Origin of the sequence: Pseudomonas sp. WS 5410, from assembly GCF_012985645.1 — a bacterium.
GTDB lineage: Bacteria > Pseudomonadota > Gammaproteobacteria > Pseudomonadales > Pseudomonadaceae > Aquipseudomonas > Aquipseudomonas shahriarae.
Genome location: NZ_JAAQWS010000029.1, coordinates 15,123 through 36,261, shown reverse-complemented (window position 1 = coordinate 36,261; position 21,139 = coordinate 15,123). Strand labels below are relative to the sequence as shown.

The following is a 21,139-nucleotide window of genomic DNA, read 5'->3' as shown; positions in this document are numbered from 1 at the left end:
AACGAACGCGCTTTACCCGGCGCATCTCGAGTTTCCGCGCACGCTTTTAGCAAAGAAGAGAGTTAATCCGAATATGCCCACCCGCTCGAAGATCATCTATACCTTCACCGACGAAGCCCCAGCCCTCGCCACCTATTCACTGCTGCCTATCGTAGAGGCCTTCACCGCTTCCGCTGATATTGAAGTGGAAACCCGCGATATCTCCCTCGCAGGGCGCATCCTCGCAAGCTTCCCCGAGCAACTGGGCACCAAGGCCGTTGCGGACCACCTCGCCGAACTGGGCGCCCTGGCCGTGACCCCCGAAGCCAATATCATCAAGCTGCCTAACATCAGCGCCTCGACCCCGCAGCTGCAAGCCGCGATCAAGGAACTGCAGGCCCAGGGCTACGCCCTGCCGGACTACCCGGAAACCGTAACCACCGACGCGGAAAAAGAAACCCGTGCACGTTACGACAAGGTCAAGGGCAGCGCCGTAAACCCGGTCCTGCGCGAAGGCAACTCCGACCGCCGCGCCCCACTGTCGGTCAAGAACTATGCGCGCAAGCACCCGCACAAAATGGGTGCCTGGGCTGCTGACTCCAAGTCCCACGTCGCTCACATGAGCAACGGCGACTTCTACGGCAGCGAAAAAGCCGTACAGATCGAAGCCGCCGATGCGGTCAAGATCGAACTGGTCGGCAAGGATGGCAGCACCACCGTCCTGAAAGAAAAGACCACCGCACTGGCCGGCGAGATCCTCGACAGCGCCGTGCTGAGCAAGAACGCCCTGCGCAGCTTCATCGCCGCAGAAATCGAAGACGCCAAGAAACAAGGCGTACTGCTGTCGGTTCACCTGAAAGCCACCATGATGAAGGTCTCCGACCCGATCATGTTCGGCCAGATCGTTGCCGAGTTCTATAAAGACGCCCTGGCCAAGCACGCTACCGTGCTGGAACAGATCGGCTTCAACCTGAACAACGGCATCGGCGACCTGTACGCTCGCATCAAGGCCCTGCCGGCCGACCAGCAAGCGCAGATCGAAGCCGACATCCAGGCGGTCTACGCCGCTCGCCCTTCCCTGGCGATGGTCAACTCCGACAAAGGCATCACCAACCTGCACGTGCCGAGCGACGTGATCGTCGACGCCTCGATGCCAGCCATGATCCGTGACTCCGGCAAAATGTGGGGCACCGACGGCCAGCTGCACGACACCAAGGCCGTGATCCCGGATCGCTGCTACGCCACCATCTACCAGGCGGTCATCGAAGACTGCAAGGCTAATGGCGCCTTCGACCCAACCACCATGGGCAGCGTGCCAAACGTTGGCCTGATGGCAAAGAAAGCCGAAGAGTACGGTTCCCACGACAAGACTTTCCAGATCAAGGCTGACGGCGTAGTCCGCGTCACCGACAGCAAGGGCAAGCTGCTGATGGAACAGTCGGTTGAAGCCGGCGATATCTTCCGCATGTGCCAGACCAAAGACGCGCCGATCCAGGACTGGGTCAAACTGGCCGTCAACCGCGCCCGCGCCAGCAACACGCCAGCAATTTTCTGGCTGGACCCGCTGCGCGCCCACGACGGCGTCGTGGTCGAGAAAGTTCAGGCCTACCTGAAAGACCACAACACCGAAGGCCTGGACATCCGCATCATGTCGCCGGTCGACGCGATGAAGTTCACCCTGGAACGCACCCGCAAGGGCCTGGACACCATCTCGGTGACCGGCAACGTACTGCGCGACTACCTGACTGACCTGTTCCCGATCATGGAACTGGGCACCAGCGCCAAGATGCTGTCGATCGTGCCGCTGATGAACGGTGGCGGCCTGTTCGAAACCGGCGCTGGCGGTTCGGCTCCAAAACACGTGCAGCAACTGCTGGAAGAAAACTTCCTGCGTTGGGACTCCCTGGGCGAGTTCCTGGCCCTGGCAGCCTCCCTTGAGCATTTGGGTGTGAACTACAACAACCCGAAAGCCCTGGTACTGTCCAAGACCCTGGACCAGGCCACCGGCCAATTCCTCGATAACAACAAGTCGCCATCGCGCAAAGTCGGCAACATCGACAACCGCGGCAGCCACTTCTACCTGGCGCTGTACTGGGCACAAGCCCTGGCCGCCCAGACTGAAGATACCGCGCTGCAGGCGCAGTTCGCTCAACTGGCAAAAACCCTGGCCGAGAACGAGGCAACCATCGTTGCCGAACTCAACGCCGTGCAGGGCAAGCCAGTGGACATCGGCGGCTACTACGCGCCGAATCCTGAGCTGACCAGCAAGGCTATGCGTCCGAGCGCTACCCTCAATGCGGCGATTGCTGCATTGAAGTAATGCTGTAGGGCGACATCACAAACCCCGGCCATGTGCCGGGGTTTCTCTTTGTGTCCAACACCGTTTTAATGAAAAAACCGAGCAAATGTGGGAGCTGGCTTGCCTGCGATAGCAGTCTGCCAGTCGGTACAGATGTAGCCGAGCCACCGCCATCGCAGGCAAGCCAGCTCCCACACTGATTAGGCCCAACCCCCACCGAATTCGAGGCCACTATGACCTGGCAACCCCACATCACCGTCGCCACCATCGTCGAAGACAATGGCCGCTTCCTCATGGTCGAAGAGCTCAAGGGCGGCCGCGCCGTGCTCAACCAGCCTGCCGGCCATCTCGACCCGCACGAAACCCTGACCGAAGCCGCCGTGCGCGAAACCCTCGAGGAAACCGGCTGGGACGTCGCAGCCACCGGCATCGTCGGTATCTATCTGTACACCGCTCCCAGCAATGGCGTGACCTACCAGCGCGTGTGCTTTATCGCCAAGGCCTTGCAACACCACCCGGACTATCAACTGGACGACGGCATCGTGCGCGCCCGCTGGCTGACCCGTGATGAGTTGATGGCCTTGCGCGATGACTGGCGCAGCGAGCTGATCATGCGTTGTATTGACGATTATCTGGCCGGCCACTGCCACAGTCTCGAATTGATCCGTCCTTCTCTTTAGCCTTGCGGGCTCGGGCCTGCTAGAATCGCGTCCTTTTTAAAGACACCCGTTGAAATCCTATGCGTGATCCAGCCCCTTCTGACACACAAAAGAAGCGCGTCATCGTCGGTATGTCCGGCGGCGTGGATTCTTCCGTTTCCGCCGTTCTGCTCATGGAGCAGGGTTATGAGGTGGAAGGCCTGTTCATGAAGAACTGGGAAGAAGACGATGGAACGGAATACTGCACCGCCATGGACGACCTGGCGGACGCCCAGGCCGTGTGCGACAAGATTGGCATCAAGCTGCACACCGCCAACTTCGCCGCCGAGTACTGGGACAATGTGTTCGAGCACTTCCTGGCCGAATACAAGGCCGGTCGCACGCCGAACCCGGACATCCTGTGCAACCGCGAAATCAAGTTCAAGGCGTTCCTCGACTACGCCATGATCCTCGGCGCCGACCTGATCGCCACTGGCCACTATGTGCGCCGTCGCGATGTTGATGGCCGCACCGAATTGCTCAAGGGCCTGGACCCTAACAAGGACCAGAGCTACTTCCTGCACGCCGTCGGCGGTGAACAGATCGCCAAGACCCTGTTCCCGGTGGGCGAACTGGAAAAGCCCGAAGTGCGCAAGATTGCCGAGAAACACGGCCTGGCCACCGCCAAGAAGAAGGATTCCACCGGGATCTGCTTTATCGGCGAACGCCGCTTCAGCGACTTCCTCAAGCAGTACCTGCCGGCGCAACCGGGCGAGATCAAGACCACCGAAGGCGAAGTCATCGGCCGTCACCACGGCCTGATGTACCACACCATCGGCCAGCGCCAGGGCCTGGGTATTGGTGGCTTGAAGGACGCCGGTGAAGAGCCGTGGTACGTGCTGGTGAAGGATCTGCAACATAACGTGCTGATCGTCGGCCAGGGCAACGAGCATCCCCTGCTGTTCTCCGGCGCGCTGCTGGCCTCGGAGATCTATTGGGTCAACCCGATCGACCTGAGCGCTCCGCGCCGCCTGACCGCCAAGGTGCGCTATCGCCAGAGCGACCAGCCCTGCACCCTGGAAAAAACCGCCAATGGCTACCGTGCCACCTTCGATGACCCGCAACGTGCGGTCACGCCCGGCCAGTCCGTGGTGTTCTACGACGGTGAGATCTGCCTGGGAGGCGGCGTGATTGAAGTCGCCGAACCCTGGAGCACCCCGGCATGAGCCCGACCCAGGAGCAATTGACGGCATTGGGCGGCGTGTTTCTCGCCGCAGTGCTGGTGGATAAGATCGCCAAGACCGGCCAGGTCACCGAGGCCGGCCTGACCTGCATGCTCGGCAGCCTGCTGGTGGTCGACCCGAAGGACACCCTGGATGTGTACGGCGGCGACGACCTGAGCCTGCGTGAAGGTTATCGGGCGCTGATCGGCGCCCTCGAACGCGACCCCAGCACCCTGCAACGCGAGCCGCTGCGCTATGCTTTGTCGATGCTAGGCCTTGAGCGGCAACTGGCCAAGCGCGACGACCTGCTGGAAACCATCGGCAAGCGCCTGCCGCAGATCCAGTCCCAGGTCGAGCACTTCGGCCCGGCCCACGAGAACGTGATCGCCGCCTGTGGCGCTTTGTACCAGGACACCTTGAGCACCTTGCGCCAGCGGATCCAGGTCCACGGCGACATGCGCAACCTGCAACAGCCCAACAACGCCTCGAAAATCCGCGCCCTGCTGCTGGCCGGTATCCGTTCGGCGCGGTTGTGGCGGCAGTTGGGCGGTCATCGTTGGCAGTTGGTCATCAGCCGTCGCAAATTGCTCAAAGAGCTTTACCCGTTGATGCGCAACGAATAAGTCGCAGCCACGGGCTATTTTCAAGCCGTTACGCGTAATACGCCGGTCAGTTGGCAACGGACCGGCGGATTTTTTCATGTATGATACGCGCCCCATTTCGTTGCCCGACTGTCCGAGAACACCCCATGCAGCTCTCTTCGCTCACTGCGGTTTCCCCTGTTGACGGCCGCTACGCCGGCAAAACCCAGGCCCTGCGCCCTATTTTCAGCGAATACGGCCTGATCCGTGCTCGTGTACTGGTTGAAGTGCGCTGGCTCCAGCGCCTGGCCGCTCACCCCGCCATCAGCGAAGTGCCGGCGTTTTCTGCGCAAGCCAACGCGGTACTCAACACCCTGGCGGAAAACTTCTCCCTGGAGCACGCCGAGCGTGTGAAAGAGATCGAGCGCACCACCAACCACGACGTCAAAGCCATCGAGTACCTGCTCAAAGAACAAGCGGCCAAGCTGCCGGAACTGGCCCAGGTCAGCGAGTTCATCCACTTTGCCTGCACCAGCGAGGACATCAACAACCTGTCCCACGCCCTGATGCTGCGCGAAGGCCGTGATGACGTGATGCTGCCACTGATGCGCCAGACCGCCAACGCCATCCGCGAACTGGCCATCCGCTTCGCCGACGTGCCGATGCTGTCGCGCACCCACGGCCAGCCGGCCTCGCCGACCACCCTGGGTAAAGAACTGGCCAACGTGGTGTACCGCCTGGAGCGCCAGATCGCGCAAGTGGCTGCCGTGCCATTGCTGGGCAAGATCAACGGCGCCGTAGGCAACTACAACGCCCACCTGTCGGCCTACCCTGAGATCGACTGGGAAGCCAACGCCCGCGCCTTCATCGAAGACGAACTGGGCCTGGGCTTCAACCCGTACACCACGCAGATCGAACCCCACGACTACATCGCCGAGCTGTTCGACGCCATTGCGCGCTTCAACACCATCCTGATCGACTTCGATCGCGATATCTGGGGCTACATCTCCCTGGGCTACTTCAAGCAGCGCACCATCGCAGGCGAAATCGGCTCGTCGACCATGCCGCACAAGGTCAACCCGATCGACTTCGAAAACTCCGAAGGCAACCTGGGCATCGCCAACGCCTTGTTCCAGCACCTCGCCAGCAAGTTGCCGATTTCCCGCTGGCAGCGCGACCTGACCGACTCCACCGTATTGCGCAACCTCGGCGTGGGCTTTGCCCATAGCGTGATCGCGTACGAAGCCAGCCTCAAAGGCATCAGCAAGCTGGAGCTCAACGCGCAGAAAATCGCCGCTGACCTGGACGCCTGCTGGGAAGTCCTGGCCGAGCCGATCCAGACCGTGATGCGCCGCTACAACATCGAAAACCCGTACGAGAAGCTGAAAGAGTTGACACGCGGCAAGGGCATCAGCCCTGAAGCACTGCAAACTTTCATCGACGGCCTGGACATGCCAGCTGCGGCCAAGGCCGAGCTGAAACTGCTGACCCCGGCCAACTACATCGGCAACGCTGTAGACCAAGCCAAACGCATCTGATTGCGGCTTGACCCCTTAAGACGCCCGGCAGCGCCGGGCGTTTTTATTCCCGTCTGAAAAGTGATTTTTTTCAATAGGTTACACATGAATCCTGATATTCCTCTTCAACTTCTGGGCGGCATCACGGCACGGGAATTCCTGCGCGACTACTGGCAGAAAAAACCACTACTGATCCGCCAGGCCATCCCTGATTTCGAAAGCCCGATCGACGCCGACGAACTGGCCGGCCTGGCGCTGGAAGAAGAAGTCGAGTCGCGCCTGGTGATCGAGCACGGCGAGCGCCCGTGGGAGCTGCGTCGCGGCCCATTTGCCGAAGATGCCTTCAGCACCCTGCCCGAGCGCGAGTGGACCCTGCTGGTGCAGGCGGTCGACCAGTTCGTACCGGAAGTGGCCGAACTGCTGGAGCAGTTCCGCTTCCTGCCAAGCTGGCGCATCGACGACGTGATGATCAGCTTTGCCGCCCCTGGTGGCAGCGTAGGCCCGCACTTCGATAACTACGATGTGTTCCTGCTGCAGGCCCATGGCAAGCGCAACTGGAAGATCGGCCAGATGTGCAACTCGGAGAGCCCGCTGCTGCAACACGCCGACCTGCGCATCCTCGCCGAATTCGAAGAGAGCGCCGAATGGGTACTGGAGCCTGGCGACATGCTCTACCTGCCGCCGCGCCTGGCGCACTTCGGCATCGCCGAAGATGACTGCATGACCTACTCGGTCGGCTTCCGTGCACCGAGCGCCGCCGAAGTGCTGACCCACTTCACCGACTTCCTCAGCCAGTACCTGACGGATGAAGAGCGCTACACCGACGCCGACGTCCAGCCCGTCAGTGACCCGCACCAGATCCAGAGCGACGCCCTCGACCGCCTGAAAAGCCTGCTGGCCGAGCACATGAGCGACGAGCGCATGCTGCTGACCTGGTTCGGCCAATTCATGACCGAGCCGCGCTACCCGGAACTGGTCGCCGGCCCCGAAGAGCTGGCGCAGGATGAAGTGATCAGCAGCCTGGAAGACGGTGCAGTCCTGATCCGCAACCCAAGCGCGCGCCTGGCCTGGTCGGAAGTGGACGACGATGTATTGCTGTTCGCCAGCGGCCAGAGCCGTTACCTGCCGGGCAAACTGCGCGAGCTGTTGAAGTTGATCTGCGCGGCCGACGCCCTGCACGTCGACAACCTGGGCCCGTGGCTGATTGATGAAGATGGCCGCGACCTGCTGTGCGAACTGGTCAAGCAAGGAAGCCTGGGGTTTGCCGATGAATAAAATTCACGTAAGTGTCGCGGACTGGCAAAAGGATATCGCCGAGATTCGGCGCATTCGTGAAGCGGTATTTATCGCTGAACAATCGGTTCCACCTGAGCTGGAATGGGACGCAGACGACGCCTGGGCCATGCATTTCCTCGCGTTCGAAGGCGACTTCCCCATTGGCACGGCGCGCCTGCTGCCCAGCGGCGAGATCGGTCGCGTATCGGTCCTCAAGGACTGGCGCGGGCTGAAGGTCGGCGACAAACTGATGGAAGCGGTGATTGGCGAGGCCGAGAAACGCGGCCAGAGCCGGCAGTTCCTCAGCGCACAGGTGTATGCCGCGCCGTTCTATGAGCGGTTGGGGTTCAAGATCGTCAGCGGGGAATTCCTGGAAGTCGGGATTCCCCATGTTGATATGGAGCGCGAGGGCTGACTTTAGACCCAGTCGCTCCCTTCGCGAGCAAGCCCGCTCCCACACTTGATCGAGCTCGACCCCTGAAATGCGGTCAAAAGTGGGAGCGGGCTTGCTCGCGAAGGCGTCATTAGCAGCCCCCCCCCAAAAAGGCCCTGCCATCCACCGATGCCAGGGCCTTTTGCCGTCTACGATTCAACTTGCGCCCCGCCGGGCCGATAAACTGGCACCATCAAGCCCAAATGACTTGCAGAGATAACGGACATGTCCCTACGCACCCTAGTCGCCAGCCTGCTCATGGCCGTCAGCTTTTCGACAATGGCAGCCACCGAAGTCGTACCCTTGAACAACCGCACCAGCGCCGACCTGTTACCCGTGGCGCAGAATTTCATTGGCAAGGACGGCACTGTCAGCGCCTACGGCAATCAGTTGATCGTCAATGCCGAGCCCGACAGGATCCAGGCCCTGCGCGCCCTGCTCGCACAACTGGATACACCCTCCAAACGCTTGCTGATCACCGTCGACACCAACGAAAACAATCAGCAGGCCAACCGCCAGGTCATCACCTACAGCACCGAAAGCCGTGACGGCGGGATCCAGCAGATCCAGGCCAGCGAAGGCGTGCCCGCACTGATCCAGGTCGGCCAGAGCGTGCCACTGACCACCACCCAGCCCGATGCCTATGGCCGCCCGCAAAACCAGACCCAGTACCGCAACGTCACCCAGGGCTTCTATGTCACCGCCAGCGTCACCGGCGAGACCGTGCACCTGAGCATCAGCACCAATCGTGACCGCATGAGCCAGGAGCGTCCCGATGTAGTGAACGTGCAAAGTACCGACACAACCGTCAGCGGGCGCCTGGGTGAGTGGATCACCCTGGCCGGCATCAATCGCCAGACCCAGGCCGACAAACAGGGCGCGACCCGCACCTACTCGACCCAGGGCCGGGATGACCTGACAGTGCGGGTCAAAGTCGACACCTTGAACTGAAGCACCAAAAACTGACTGATTAGTCGTATTAGACCAAAGATGTAGTGCCATAAAAAAAGCACTACAAAACATTTGACGATCCAAAAAAGCATGGGCATGATGGCCTCGCTCCCGCTAATCAGGGGCCCTGGCAAGGGCCTTCGGATCGTCGCTCCAAGTTACCCACCTGAGCCGATTCGTGTCTGTACCGCCCACAAGGCGTGTTTGACGAGGTTGCGACTGGAACGAAGTTGTCCCGAGGGACGGAAGCTAACCAGGTAACCCGGCAACACACTGTTGGATCGTACAAAGGCCCACGACGCCCGAAGACTGTTCTCGGTTCGCCTCTACCTGCTCACTTTCTCCCTTGAGCCTATCGTTCATCCCGTCGCCTTCCCCGCCAAGCCCAACTTGACCGCCTAAGCTTCTGGTCAGCGAGCAGCCATAACCACGTACTGAATGCGTGGCTGGCAAAACGGAATTTTCAACCCAGTAGTTTTTCCACAAAAGACGCGACGAGGTTTTTCCCCATGGCACTGACACGCGAACAGCAAATTGCAGCCCTTGAAAAAGACTGGGCTGAAAACCCACGCTGGAAAGGCGTGACTCGCGCTTACTCCGCTGCTGACGTCGTCCGCCTGCGCGGCTCGGTTCAACCTGAGCACACCTTTGCAAAACTGGGCGCCGAGAAGCTGTGGAAGCTGGTTACCCAGGGCGCCAAGCCGTCCTTCCGCCCCGAGAAAGATTTCGTCAACTGCATGGGCGCCCTGACCGGCGGCCAGGCTGTGCAACAAGTCAAGGCCGGTATCCAGGCGATCTACCTGTCCGGCTGGCAAGTGGCTGCGGACAACAACTCCGCCGAGTCCATGTACCCTGACCAATCGCTGTACCCGGTGGACTCCGTGCCGACCGTGGTCAAGCGCATCAACAACTCGTTCCGCCGCGCCGACCAGATCCAGTGGAAAGCCGGTAAAGGTCCGGGCGACGAAGGCTACATCGACTACTTCGCGCCAATCGTGGCTGACGCCGAAGCCGGTTTCGGTGGCGTACTGAACGCCTACGAGCTGATGAAAAGCATGATCGAAGCAGGCGCCGCCGGCGTGCACTTCGAAGACCAACTGGCTTCCGTGAAAAAATGCGGCCACATGGGCGGCAAGGTACTGGTTCCGACCCAGGAAGCCGTACAGAAGCTGACCGCTGCCCGTCTGGCAGCTGACGTTGCCGGCACGCCGACCATCATCCTGGCCCGTACCGACGCCAACGCTGCTGACCTGCTGACTTCGGACTGCGACCCGTACGACCAGCCGTTCGTGACTGGCGAGCGCACCCAGGAAGGTTTCTACAAGGTACGCGCTGGCCTGGATCAAGCAATTGCCCGCGGCCTGGCCTACGCACCGTACGCCGACCTGATCTGGTGCGAAACCGCCAAGCCAGACCTGGACGAAGCCCGTCGCTTCGCCGAGGCGATCAAGAAGGAATACCCGGACCAACTGCTGTCCTACAACTGCTCGCCTTCTTTCAACTGGAAGAAGAACCTGGACGACGCGACCATCGCCAAGTTCCAGCGCGAACTGTCCGCCATGGGCTACAAGCACCAGTTCATCACCCTGGCCGGCATTCACAACATGTGGCACAGCATGTTCAACCTGGCGCACGACTACGCCCGCAACGACATGACTGCCTACGTGAAGCTGCAAGAGCAGGAATTCGCTGACGCCGCCAAAGGCTACACCTTCGTGGCGCACCAGCAGGAAGTGGGCACCGGCTACTTCGACGACATGACCACCGTGATCCAGGGCGGCACCTCGTCCGTGACCGCGCTGACCGGCTCGACCGAAGAAGAACAGTTTCACTAAGTGACCTGAGTACACGGCCATTGCGGGCCCGATAGAAAGCTAACCGCAGTGCCGCACGATCTGACGCCCCGACTGGTTCGGGGCGTTTTTTTGCCTGGGCGAAAGGTTACTGCCCCCCCTCCCGAAACCCAATGTGGGAGCTGGCCTGCCTGCGGTAGCGGCGTTTCAGCCACCCATTTGCCTAATGCCCCACCGCCATCGCGGCGATGCGGCGATCCGAAAAGCCCGACTCCCACAGAAACCGAGTCAAAACGACTTTTTGAGCAAAACCTTGATCCAGAGCGGTATTGGCTTAGGAAAAATCAGTTAAAAGTTGCGCGCTGGCAACTTGCGCCATACGGGCAAGTAACAACAACTTTCCCCGCGACGCACTCAACACCCGCTTAAAACTCTCGCAAACAATATTCATTATCATTTAGAGCAATAAAACTTCGTTACACCCTAAACAAAACACAATTGATTAAAATCAAGCTAATGCCCGCAGCGTCTGGGCTACAGCCCCACAAAGGTGCACTATGTCCTTATTTCAGCGAATAATTTAGCCACAGGAATTTTACTTGCTAGGTGTTTAGCCATAAAATCACCGCGATTGATTGCGCTGCGACATATCGTCACTGCGTCGTTACTTTTTCGAGCTCAGAGACCTTTGCTCTCTGTTAAGGATTTCCAGCATGACCGAAGCGACAGGACTCATGGCCCACAACTGGGGCTTTGCCATTTTCCTCCTCGGTGTTGTCGGCCTCTGCGCCTTCATGCTCGGTGTTTCCAGCCTCCTCGGGTCAAAAGCCTGGGGCCGCAGCAAAAACGAACCGTTCGAGTCCGGCATGCTACCTACAGGTGGCGCCCGCTTGCGGCTCTCAGCCAAATTCTATCTGGTCGCGATGCTGTTCGTGATCTTCGATATCGAAGCCCTCTTTCTCTTTGCCTGGTCTGTGTCCGTCCGCGAAAGCGGCTGGACCGGATTCGTCGAAGCTCTCGTTTTCATAGCAATTCTGTTGGCAGGTCTTGTCTACCTGTTCCGAGTGGGCGCCCTTGACTGGGCTCCGGAAGCTCGTCGCAAGCGGCAAGCGAAGCTGAAACAATGAGGCTTTGGCGATGCAATACAATCTCACCAGGATCGACCCGGATGCTCCTAACGATCAGTACCCCATCGGCGAGCGGGAAACCGTCTCCGATCCGTTAGAAGACCAAGTCCACAAAAACATCTACATGGGCAAGCTGGAAGACGTGCTGAGTGGCGCGGTCAACTGGGGGCGTAAGAACTCCCTGTGGCCGTACAACTTCGGCCTTTCGTGCTGCTACGTGGAAATGACCACCGCCTTCACGGCGCCCCACGACATCGCGCGCTTTGGCGCCGAGGTTATCCGGGCATCGCCGCGTCAGGCGGATTTCATGGTTATCGCCGGTACCTGCTTTATCAAGATGGCGCCGATCATCCAGCGTCTCTACGAGCAAATGCTCGAGCCGAAGTGGGTTATCTCCATGGGTTCGTGCGCCAACTCCGGTGGCATGTACGACATCTACTCCGTGGTTCAGGGGGTCGACAAGTTCCTGCCCGTGGACGTCTACGTGCCTGGCTGCCCGCCCCGCCCTGAAGCTTTCCTGCAAGGCTTGATGCTGCTGCAGGAGTCGATTGGCAAGGAGCGTCGCCCACTGTCCTGGGTTGTCGGCGATCAAGGCGTGTACCGCGCCGAGATGCCGTCACAAAAGGAACAGCGCCGCGAACAGCGAATCGCAGTCACCAACCTGCGCAGCCCCGACGAAGTCTGATCCAGAACCGCTTCTTTTATAGAACGAAAACCTGGCTTCATTCTTTACGTTGACCGAAAGCGATAAAAAACCATGACTACAGGCAGTGCTCTGTACATCCCGCCTTATAAGGCAGACGACCAGGATGTGGTCGTCGAACTCAATAACCGTTTTGGCCCTGACGCCTTCACTGCCCAGGCCACACGCACCGGTATGCCGGTGCTGTGGGTGGCGCGTGCCAAGCTCGTCGAAGTCCTTACCTTCCTGCGCAACCTGCCCAAGCCGTACGTCATGCTCTATGACCTGCATGGCGTGGACGAGCGTCTGCGCACCAAGCGCCAGGGGCTGCCGAGCGGCGCTGATTTCACCGTGTTCTATCACCTGATGTCGCTGGAACGTAACAGCGACGTGATGATCAAGGTCGCCCTGTCGGAAAGCGACCTGAGCATCCCGACCGTGACCGGTATCTGGCCGAACGCCAGCTGGTACGAACGCGAAGTCTGGGACATGTTCGGCATCGACTTCCCGGGCCACCCGCACTTGACGCGCATCATGATGCCGCCAACCTGGGAAGGTCACCCGCTGCGCAAGGACTTCCCTGCCCGCGCCACCGAATTCGATCCGTTCAGCCTCAACCTGGCCAAGCAGCAGCTTGAAGAAGAAGCGGCGCGCTTCCGTCCGGAAGACTGGGGCATGAAACGCTCCGGCACCAACGAGGACTACATGTTCCTCAACCTGGGCCCGAACCACCCTTCGGCCCACGGTGCCTTCCGCATCATCCTGCAACTGGACGGCGAAGAAATCGTCGACTGCGTACCGGACATCGGCTACCACCACCGTGGTGCCGAGAAAATGGCCGAACGCCAGTCCTGGCACAGCTTCATCCCGTACACCGACCGTATCGACTACCTCGGCGGCGTGATGAACAACCTGCCGTACGTGCTCTCGGTCGAGAAGCTGGCCGGGATCAAGGTTCCGGACCGCGTCGACACCATCCGCATCATGATGGCCGAGTTCTTCCGGATCACCAGCCACCTGCTGTTCCTGGGTACCTATATCCAGGACGTCGGCGCCATGACCCCGGTGTTCTTCACCTTCACCGACCGTCAGCGTGCGTACAAGGTCATCGAAGCCATCACCGGCTTCCGCCTGCACCCGGCCTGGTACCGCATCGGCGGTGTGGCCCACGACCTGCCGAACGGCTGGGAGCGCCTGGTCAAGGAATTCATCGACTGGATGCCCAAGCGTCTGGACGAGTACCAAAAGGCTGCGCTGGATAACAGCATCCTCAAGGGCCGGACCATCGGCGTCGCCCAGTACAACACCAAGGAGGCCCTGGAATGGGGTGTCACCGGTGCTGGCCTGCGTTCCACCGGTTGCGATTTCGACCTGCGCAAGGCGCGCCCGTACTCCGGCTACGAGAACTTCGAGTTCGAAGTCCCGCTGGCGGCCAACGGCGATGCCTACGACCGTTGCATCGTGCGCGTCGAAGAAATGCGCCAGAGCCTGAAAATCATCGAGCAGTGCATGCGCAACATGCCGGCCGGCCCGTACAAGGCGGATCACCCGCTGACCACGCCGCCGCCTAAAGAGCGCACCCTGCAGCACATCGAAACCCTGATCACGCACTTCCTGCAAGTCTCGTGGGGCCCGGTCATGCCGGCCAACGAGTCCTTCCAGATGATCGAAGCGACCAAGGGTATCAACAGTTATTACCTGACGAGCGATGGCGGCACCATGAGCTACCGCACCCGGATTCGTACCCCAAGCTTTGCCCACTTGCAGCAGATCCCTTCGGTGATCAAAGGCGAGATGGTCGCGGACTTGATTGCGTACCTGGGTAGTATCGATTTCGTTATGGCCGACGTGGACCGCTAAGCATGAACAGCACGCTTATCCAGACAGACCGTTTCACCTTGAGTGAAACCGAGCGCTCGGCCATCGAGCACGAGCTGCATCACTACGAAGACCCGCGCGCGGCGTCTATCGAAGCCTTGAAGATCGTCCAGAAGGAACGTGGCTGGGTGCCCGATGGTGCCCTCTACGCCATCGGCGAGATCCTCGGCATCCCGGCCAGCGATGTGGAAGGCGTGGCGACGTTCTACAGCCAGATCTTCCGCCAGCCGGTCGGCCGCCACATCATTCGCGTGTGCGACAGCATGGTCTGCTACATCGGTGGCCACGAGTCGGTGGTCGACGCGATCCAGAGCAAGCTGGGCATCGGCCTGGGCCAAACCACTGCAGACGGTCGCTTCACGCTGCTGCCGGTGTGCTGCCTGGGCAACTGTGACAAGGCGCCGGCGTTGATGATCGACGACGACACATTCGGCGACGTCCAGGCTGCTGGCGTCACCCAATTGCTCGAGGGCTACCCATGACCCTGACTTCCTTTGGTCCCGCCAACCTGATCAAGCGTTCGGCCGAGACTCACCCGCTGACCTGGCGCCTGCGTGACGACGGCGAGGCGGTATGGCTTGACGAGTACCAGGCCAAGAACGGTTACGCCGCAGCGCGCAAAGCCTTTGCCGATATGGCCCAGGACGATATCGTCCAGACCGTGAAGGACGCAGGCCTTAAAGGTCGTGGTGGTGCAGGCTTCCCCACGGGTGTGAAGTGGGGCCTGATGCCTAAAGACGAATCCATCAACATCCGTTACCTGCTGTGCAACGCGGATGAGATGGAGCCCAACACCTGGAAAGACCGCATGCTGATGGAGCAACTGCCCCATCTGCTGATCGAAGGCATGCTGATCAGTGCCCGTGCGCTGAAAACCTACCGGGGCTACATCTTCCTGCGTGGCGAATACACCACCGCCGCCAAGCACCTGAACCGTGCCGTGGCCGAAGCCAAGGCCGCAGGCCTGTTGGGCAAGAACATCCTCGGTTCGGGTTTTGACTTCGAACTGTTCGTGCATACCGGCGCCGGGCGTTATATCTGCGGTGAAGAAACCGCCCTGATCAACTCCCTCGAAGGCCGCCGCGCCAACCCACGCTCCAAGCCGCCCTTCCCTGCCGCCGTTGGCGTGTGGGGCAAGCCTACGTGCGTGAACAACGTCGAGACCCTGTGCAACGTGCCGGCGATCATCGCCGACGGCGTGGACTGGTACAAATCCCTGGCCCGCGAAGGCAGCGAAGACATGGGCACCAAGCTCATGGGCTTCTCCGGCAAGGTCAAGAACCCTGGCCTGTGGGAACTGCCATTCGGCGTGACCGCCCGTGAGCTGTTCGAGGACTACGCCGGCGGCATGCGCGACGGCTACACCCTCAAGGCCTGGCAGCCAGGCGGCGCCGGCACCGGTTTCCTGTTGCCCGAGCACCTCGACGCACAGATGTATGCCGGCGGCATCGGCAAGGTGGGCACCCGGATGGGTACCGGCCTGGCGATGGCGGTGGACAACACCGTGAACATGGTCTCGCTGCTGCGCAACATGGAGCAGTTCTTCGCTCGCGAATCCTGTGGCTTCTGCACCCCGTGCCGCGATGGCTTGCCATGGAGCGTCAAGCTCCTGATGGCGATCGAGAAAGGCGAAGGCCAGCCGGGGGATATCGAGACCCTGCTGGGCCTCGTGGGTTTCCTCGGCCCGGGCAAGACCTTCTGTGCTCACGCACCGGGCGCCGTGGAGCCACTGGGCAGCGCAATCAAGTACTTCCGCTCGGAGTTCGAAGCCGGCATCGCGCCCAAAAGCGCCGCCGTCCCGCCTCTGGCAAAGCCGATCGTAGTCGGCGCGTAACGCTTCAATAGGCGAAGGGTCCGTGCCCTTCGCCTTGTCATGTGCTGACGCCTTGAAGGCTGTGTTGATGCACATGAATAACAAGATTCCATTAGCCACGCCCGCTGACAACGGGCCAACGAAGAACTTTGAACCATGGCCACTATCCACGTAGACGGCAAAGCGCTCGAAGTCGATGGGGCGGACAACCTGTTACAGGCGTGTCTGTCACTAGGCCTCGACATCCCTTATTTCTGCTGGCACCCCGCGCTTGGTAGCGTCGGTGCCTGTCGCCAGTGTGCGGTCAAGCAGTACACCGACGAAAACGACACCCGTGGTCGTATCGTTATGTCCTGCATGACGCCGGCCACCGACAACACCTGGATTTCCATCGACGATGATGAATCCAAGGCGTTCCGCGCCAGCGTTGTCGAATGGCTGATGACCAACCATCCCCACGACTGCCCGGTCTGTGAGGAAGGCGGTCACTGCCACCTGCAAGATATGACGGTGATGACCGGCCACAACGAGCGCCGTTATCGCTTCACCAAGCGTACCCACCAGAACCAGGACCTCGGCCCGTTCATTTCCCACGAAATGAACCGCTGCATCGCCTGCTATCGCTGTGTGCGCTTCTATAAAGACTACGCCGGCGGCACCGACCTGGGCGTATTCGGCGCCCACGACAACGTGTACTTCGGTCGCGTTGAAGACGGCGTGCTCGAAAGCGAGTTCTCCGGCAACCTCACCGAGGTCTGCCCGACCGGTGTGTTTACCGACAAGACCCACTCCGAGCGCTACAACCGCAAGTGGGACATGCAGTTCTCGCCGAGCATCTGCCATGGCTGCTCCAGCGGTTGCAACATCTCCCCGGGCGAGCGCTACGGCGAACTGCGTCGCATCGAAAACCGCTTCAACGGTTCGGTCAACCAGTACTTCCTGTGCGACCGTGGCCGTTTCGGCTATGGCTACGTCAACCGCGAAGACCGCCCTCGCCAGCCATTGCTGGCCGATGGCGCCAAGCTGAGCCTGGACGCGGCGCTGGATAAAGCCGCTGACCTGCTGCGCGGACGCAACATCGTGGGTATCGGTTCGCCACGCGCCAGCCTCGAAAGCAACTACGCGTTGCGCGAGCTGGTAGGCGCCGAGCACTTCTACAGCGGTATTGAAGCCGGTGAGCTGGAGCGCATTCGCCTGGTCCTGCAAGTGCTCAATGACAGCCCGCTGCCAGTACCGAACATGCGCGACATCGAAGACCACGACGCGATTTTCGTGCTCGGTGAAGACCTGACCCAGACCGCCGCACGTATCGCCCTGTCGCTGCGCCAGTCGGTCAAAGGCAAGGCCGAAGAAATGGCCGACGCCATGCGCGTCCAGCCGTGGCTCGACGCCGCGGTGAAAAACATCGGCCAGCACGCGCTGAACCCGCTGTTTATCGCCAGCCTGGCTGAAACCAAGCTCGACGATATCGCCGAAGAATGCGTACACGCAGCACCCGACGACCTGGCTCGCATCGGTTTCGCCGTGGCCCACGCCCTCGACGCCAGCGCCCCTGCCGTTGAAGGCCTGGACGCAGAAGCTGCAGCCCTGGCCCAGCGCATCGCCGATGCCCTGCTGGCGGCCAAGCGTCCACTGATCATTGCCGGTACCTCGCTGGGTTCCAAGGCGCTGATCGAGGCCGCCGCCAACATCGCCAAAGCCTTGAAGCTGCGCGAGAAGAACGGCTCCATCAGCCTGGTCGTGCCGGAAGCCAACAGCCTTGGCCTGGCCATGCTCGGTGGCGAGTCCCTGGACAGCGCCCTGCAAGCCGTGATCGACGGCACTGCGGACGCCATCGTGGTACTGGAAAACGACCTGTACACCCGCACCGATGCGACCAAGGTCGATGCCGCGCTGAATGCTGCCAAAGTGCTGATCGTCGCCGATCACCAGAAGACCGCCACCAGCGACCGCGCCCACCTGGTGCTGCCAGCCGCCACCTTCGCCGAAGGCGACGGGACCCTGGTCAGCCAGGAAGGCCGCGCCCAGCGCTTCTTCCAGGTGTTCGATCCAAAGTACATGGACGCCAGCATCCTGGTTCACGAAGGCTGGCGCTGGCTGCATGCCCTGCGCGCAACCCTGCTGAACCAGCCGATCGACTGGACCCAGCTCGACCACGTCACCGCAGCCGTCGCCGCGAGCGCACCGCAGTTGGCGCGTATCGTCGATGCCGCACCGTCCGCCGCGTTCCGCATCAAGGGCATGAAGCTGGCCCGTGAACCGCTGCGTTACTCCGGGCGTACCGCCATGCGCGCGGATATCAGCGTGCACGAACCGCGTACCCCGCAAGACAACGACACCGCGTTCGCCTTCTCCATGGAAGGCTACTCGGGTTCGGTCGAGCCCCGTCAGCAGGTGCCATTTGCCTGGTCGCCGGGCTGGAACTCGCCGCAGGCCTGGAACAAGTTCCAGGACGAAGTCGGTGGTCATATCCGCGCTGGCGACCCAGGCACCCGCCTGATCGAAAGCACCGGCGATTCGCTGAACTGGTTCGCTGCAGTACCGCGTCCGTTCAACCCGGCCCAGGGCACCTGGCAGGTTGTGCCGTTCTTCCACCTGTTCGGCAGCGAAGAGACCTCTTCCAAAGCCGCACCGGTGCAAGAGCGCATTCCACAAGCCTACGTGTCCGTGGCCAAGTCCGAAGCCGATCGCCTGGGCGTCAACGACGGTGCCCTGCTCAGCGTGAACGTAGCCGGCCAGACCCTGCGTCTGCCGCTGCGCATCAACGACGAGCTGGGTGCTGGCCTGGTTGCACTGCCAAAAGGCCTCGCCGGGATTCCTCCTGCGATCTTTGGCCAAACCGTTGACGGTCTGCAGGAGGCAGCGCAATGACCTGGTTCACCCCTGAAGTGATCGACGTGATCATCTCGGTCGTCAAGGCCATCGTGATCCTGTTGGCCGTGGTCGTCGCGGGCGCCCTGCTCAGCTTCGTCGAACGTCGCCTGCTGGGCTGGTGGCAGGACCGTTACGGTCCGAACCGCGTTGGCCCATTTGGTATGTTCCAGATCGCTGCCGACATGCTGAAAATGTTCTTCAAGGAAGACTGGACCCCGCCGTTTGCCGACAAGGTGATCTTCACCCTGGCACCGGTCGTGGCCATGAGCGCCTTGCTGATCGCCTTCGCGATCATCCCGATCACCCCGACCTGGGGCGTGGCGGACCTGAACATCGGCTTGCTGTTCTTCTTCGCCATGGCCGGTCTGTCGGTCTACGCGGTGCTGTTCGCCGGCTGGGCCAGTAACAACAAGTTCGCCCTGCTGGGCAGCTTGCGGGCCTCGGCCCAGACTGTGTCCTACGAAGTGTTCATGGGCCTGGCGCTGATGGGCATCGTGGTGCAGGTGGGCTCGTTCAACATGCGCGACATCGTCGAGTACCAGGCACAGAACCTGTGGTTCATCATTCCGCAGTTCTTCGGCTTCTGTACCTTCTTCATCGCTGGCGTGGCCGTGACTCACCGTCACCCTTTCGACCAGCCCGAAGCGGAACAGGAACTGGCCGACGGTTACCACATTGAATATGCCGGCATGAAATGGGGCATGTTCTTCGTCGGTGAGTACATCGGCATCATCTTGATCTCGGCCCTGCTGGTCACGCTGTTCTTCGGCGGCTGGCACGGTCCGTTCGGCATCCTGCCGCAGTTGGCGTTCTTCTGGTTCTTCCTCAAGACCGCGTTCTTCATCATGTTGTTTATCCTGCTGCGCGCTTCCATTCCGCGTCCACGATACGACCAGGTGATGGATTTCAGCTGGCGCTTCTGCCTGCCGCTGACCCTGATCAATTTGCTGGTGACTGCTGCCGTTGTGTTGTTGAACACGCCAGCGGGCGCGGTTCAGTGAGGATTTGACCCATGTTCAAATATATTGGCGACATCGTTAAGGGTACCGGTACCCAGTTGCGAAGCCTGGTGATGGTTTTCGGCCATGGCTTTCGCAAACGCGACACCCTGCAATACCCGGAAGAAGCGGTGTACCTGCCGCCGCGTTATCGCGGCCGTATCGTACTGACCCGCGACCCCGATGGCGAAGAGCGTTGCGTAGCCTGCAACCTGTGCGCCGTGGCGTGCCCGGTTGGCTGTATCTCCCTGCAGAAAGCTGAAACCGAAGACGGTCGCTGGTACCCGGACTTCTTCCGCATCAACTTCTCGCGCTGCATTTTCTGCGGCCTCTGCGAGGAAGCTTGCCCGACCACCGCAATCCAGCTGACACCGGATTTCGAAATGGCCGAGTTCAAACGTCAGGACCTGGTGTACGAGAAAGAAGATCTGTTGATCTCTGGTCCCGGTAAAAACCCTGATTACAACTTCTATCGTGTTGCAGGTATGGCCGTTGCCGGTAAGCCCAAGGGCGCCGCACAAAACGAAGCCGAGCCGATCAACGTGAAGAGCTTGCTGCCTTAAGGAAGAAAGATGGAATTCGCTTTCTATTTCGCATCGGGTATTGCAGTGGTGTCCACGCTTCGCGTGATCACCAACACCAACCCCGTGCACGCCCTGCTCTACCTGATCATTTCGCTGATCGCCGTGGCCATGACCTTTTTCAGCCTCGGCGCACCGTTTGCCGGTGTCCTGGAAGTGATCGCCTACGCTGGCGCCATCATGGTGCTGTTCGTGTTTGTGGTGATGATGCTCAACCTGGGGCCGGCTTCGGTCGCCCAGGAGCGCGTCTGGCTCAAGCCCGGCATCTGGCTTGGCCCGGTGATCCTGGCAGCGCTGCTGCTGGCTGAACTGCTGTATGTACTGTTCGCTCACCAGAGCGGCCAGGCCATCGGCCACACCACCGTGGACGCCAAGGCCGTGGGCATCAGCCTGTTCGGCCCGTACCTGCTGGTGGTCGAACTGGCTTCGATGCTGCTGCTCGCTGCAGCCATCACTGCCTTCCACTTGGGCCGCAACGAAGCCAAGGAGCAATGACG

At 60.8% G+C, this 21,139-nt stretch carries 18 protein-coding genes; all 18 read left to right on the top strand.

Going from position 1 to position 21,139, the window contains the following annotated elements; translation table 11 throughout:
• The first annotated feature begins 73 nt into the window (after window positions 1-73).
• The 18 genes from HBO24_RS27430 to nuoJ all read left to right on the top strand — a co-directional run bounded on the left by HBO24_RS27430 (window position 74) and on the right by nuoJ (window position 21,137).
• Window positions 74-2,299 carry an NADP-dependent isocitrate dehydrogenase gene (locus HBO24_RS27430; protein ID WP_170044286.1) on the top strand — a complete coding sequence of 742 codons (2,226 nt, stop codon included), beginning with the start codon at window positions 74-76 and terminating at the stop codon, window positions 2,297-2,299.
• Window positions 2,300-2,511: 212 nt separating this feature from the next.
• Window positions 2,512-2,958, top strand: a complete 447-nt coding sequence (locus HBO24_RS27425; protein WP_169961320.1) for an NUDIX hydrolase — start codon at window positions 2,512-2,514, stop codon at window positions 2,956-2,958.
• A gap of 59 nt (window positions 2,959-3,017) precedes the next feature.
• Window positions 3,018-4,142 (top strand): tRNA 2-thiouridine(34) synthase MnmA, encoded by a 1,125-nt coding sequence (gene mnmA, locus HBO24_RS27420; protein WP_057441406.1) that lies wholly within the window; start codon window positions 3,018-3,020, stop codon window positions 4,140-4,142.
• The gene (gene hflD / locus HBO24_RS27415) at window positions 4,139-4,762 is read left to right on the top strand and encodes a high frequency lysogenization protein HflD (RefSeq protein ID WP_005789104.1); all 624 of its coding nucleotides are present in this window, start codon (window positions 4,139-4,141) and stop codon (window positions 4,760-4,762) included. The genes mnmA and hflD overlap by 4 nt, the downstream gene beginning before the upstream one ends.
• A 125-nt stretch (window positions 4,763-4,887) precedes the next feature.
• Window positions 4,888-6,258 (top strand): adenylosuccinate lyase, encoded by a 1,371-nt coding sequence (gene purB / locus HBO24_RS27410; protein WP_038441746.1) that lies wholly within the window; start codon window positions 4,888-4,890, stop codon window positions 6,256-6,258.
• Window positions 6,259-6,342: 84 nt separating this feature from the next.
• Complete coding sequence (locus HBO24_RS27405) at window positions 6,343-7,512, top strand: cupin domain-containing protein (RefSeq protein WP_120733467.1); 1,170 nt, start codon at window positions 6,343-6,345, stop codon at window positions 7,510-7,512.
• Window positions 7,505-7,927 (top strand): GNAT family N-acetyltransferase, encoded by a 423-nt coding sequence (locus tag HBO24_RS27400; protein ID WP_170060719.1) that lies wholly within the window; start codon window positions 7,505-7,507, stop codon window positions 7,925-7,927. Before HBO24_RS27405 ends, HBO24_RS27400 begins: the two co-directional genes overlap by 8 nt.
• A gap of 243 nt (window positions 7,928-8,170) precedes the next feature.
• A complete protein-coding gene (locus HBO24_RS27395; RefSeq protein ID WP_057441401.1) occupies window positions 8,171-8,896 on the top strand; it encodes a secretin N-terminal domain-containing protein in 726 nt (241 codons plus the stop codon).
• A gap of 509 nt (window positions 8,897-9,405) precedes the next feature.
• Window positions 9,406-10,731, top strand: a complete 1,326-nt coding sequence (gene aceA, locus HBO24_RS27390; protein ID WP_003219577.1) for an isocitrate lyase — start codon at window positions 9,406-9,408, stop codon at window positions 10,729-10,731.
• A gap of 671 nt (window positions 10,732-11,402) precedes the next feature.
• A complete protein-coding gene (locus HBO24_RS27385) occupies window positions 11,403-11,816 on the top strand; it encodes an NADH-quinone oxidoreductase subunit A (RefSeq protein WP_003219575.1) in 414 nt (137 codons plus the stop codon).
• 10 nt (window positions 11,817-11,826) lie between these two features.
• On the top strand, window positions 11,827-12,501 hold the full coding sequence (locus HBO24_RS27380) for an NADH-quinone oxidoreductase subunit B (protein WP_012724951.1): 675 nt from the start codon (window positions 11,827-11,829) through the stop codon (window positions 12,499-12,501).
• Window positions 12,502-12,573: 72 nt separating this feature from the next.
• A complete protein-coding gene (gene nuoC, locus HBO24_RS27375; protein WP_033896875.1) occupies window positions 12,574-14,358 on the top strand; it encodes an NADH-quinone oxidoreductase subunit C/D in 1,785 nt (594 codons plus the stop codon).
• A 2-nt stretch (window positions 14,359-14,360) separates the two neighbouring features.
• A complete protein-coding gene (nuoE, locus tag HBO24_RS27370; RefSeq protein WP_057441399.1) occupies window positions 14,361-14,858 on the top strand; it encodes an NADH-quinone oxidoreductase subunit NuoE in 498 nt (165 codons plus the stop codon).
• The gene (gene nuoF, locus HBO24_RS27365; protein WP_057441397.1) at window positions 14,855-16,210 is read left to right on the top strand and encodes an NADH-quinone oxidoreductase subunit NuoF; all 1,356 of its coding nucleotides are present in this window, start codon (window positions 14,855-14,857) and stop codon (window positions 16,208-16,210) included. Before nuoE ends, nuoF begins: the two co-directional genes overlap by 4 nt.
• 135 nt (window positions 16,211-16,345) lie before the next feature.
• Window positions 16,346-19,060, top strand: coding sequence for an NADH-quinone oxidoreductase subunit NuoG (gene nuoG, locus HBO24_RS27360; protein WP_057960016.1), 2,715 nt, complete (start codon window positions 16,346-16,348; stop codon window positions 19,058-19,060).
• On the top strand, window positions 19,057-20,064 hold the full coding sequence (gene nuoH / locus HBO24_RS27355; protein ID WP_017737147.1) for an NADH-quinone oxidoreductase subunit NuoH: 1,008 nt from the start codon (window positions 19,057-19,059) through the stop codon (window positions 20,062-20,064). The genes nuoG and nuoH overlap by 4 nt, the downstream gene beginning before the upstream one ends.
• 11 nt (window positions 20,065-20,075) lie before the next feature.
• Window positions 20,076-20,624, top strand: coding sequence for an NADH-quinone oxidoreductase subunit NuoI (gene nuoI / locus HBO24_RS27350; protein WP_003174725.1), 549 nt, complete (start codon window positions 20,076-20,078; stop codon window positions 20,622-20,624).
• Window positions 20,625-20,633: 9 nt separating this feature from the next.
• Entirely contained in the window at window positions 20,634-21,137 is a 504-nt protein-coding gene (gene nuoJ / locus HBO24_RS27345; protein WP_017476146.1) for an NADH-quinone oxidoreductase subunit J, read from the top strand.
• The last annotated feature ends 2 nt before the right edge of the window (window positions 21,138-21,139 follow it).